We start from the raw sequence: 838 nt of genomic DNA, 5'->3' as shown, positions 1-838 counted from the left end.
ATATTCTTAATGTAATTTGTATTTTGTGACCAAGATGTGACCATGGCGTGCCCACGACAATAAAAATGGTCTTAATTGACCTTAAATGTCCTCAATCGATCACCACTTTCAGAGCTTTTTTGAAGGCAAAAAATCACCCTGTTCTCTTCCAAACAAGGTATTTTTTACCAAATGATCAATAATTTGTGGCCATTTCACTTTTTGATGTGACCATTTGTGACCAAACTACTTACTAACAGATTGTTCTTTATTGTCTTTTTCAAAAACAAATAAATCCCCTACCTGTACATCCAAATAATCACAAATTCGATCGATGGTCTCCAAATCAATTCGAGTCAATTCGCCATTATAAAGCTTATGCAAAGTTGTCTTATTAATGCCTGTACCACGAATTAAGTCAGCTACACGCATTTTTCTTTCAGCCAACAATATTGGTAGCTTACAAATAACCATTAATTTTTCCTCTAATACAATGAAAATTTAATTGCATTTAATTAAATTTGAGGTTATTTTAGGTCTAAGGATGAAAAATTCCTTACATCCGATGAATTACGCTAGGAATACAATTATGTCATATACCTATCTCACAGCCCAGCAACTGGCTGAAAAAATCCAGTACGACGCTCGTACCATTCGCAACCAGCTGAAGGACAGTGTCTTTATTGAAGGTGTTCACTACATCCGTCCTTTTGGTGGCCGCAAAATTCTTTTTGTTTGGGAACGTATTGAAACTGAAATGCTTAAATTCACTGGTTTAAGCATGGATGCTTTGCAATAAGGCTTAGGAGGTTTAACTGATGGCTACCATCCGGGAACGAAGTGGCAAACTGATTGCCGA

General features: G+C 36.3%; 2 protein-coding genes. One reads left to right on the top strand and one right to left on the bottom strand.

Features of this window, described 5'->3' with window-relative positions; genetic code table 11:
- Positions 1–225: 225 nt before the first annotated feature.
- Positions 226–453, bottom strand: coding sequence for a helix-turn-helix domain-containing protein (locus tag J582_RS25440; protein ID WP_004674114.1), 228 nt, complete (start codon positions 451–453; stop codon positions 226–228).
- 115 nt (positions 454–568) lie between these two features.
- On the opposite strand from J582_RS25440, the gene J582_RS25435 reads away from it, so the two are divergent.
- A complete protein-coding gene (locus J582_RS25435; protein WP_000122748.1) occupies positions 569–778 on the top strand; it encodes a hypothetical protein in 210 nt (69 codons plus the stop codon).
- The last annotated feature ends 60 nt before the right edge of the window (positions 779–838 follow it).

It is taken from the genome of Acinetobacter sp. 1566109 (assembly GCF_000582255.1).
GTDB lineage: Bacteria > Pseudomonadota > Gammaproteobacteria > Pseudomonadales > Moraxellaceae > Acinetobacter > Acinetobacter nosocomialis.
This window is presented reverse-complemented; position numbering and strand designations above follow the sequence as displayed.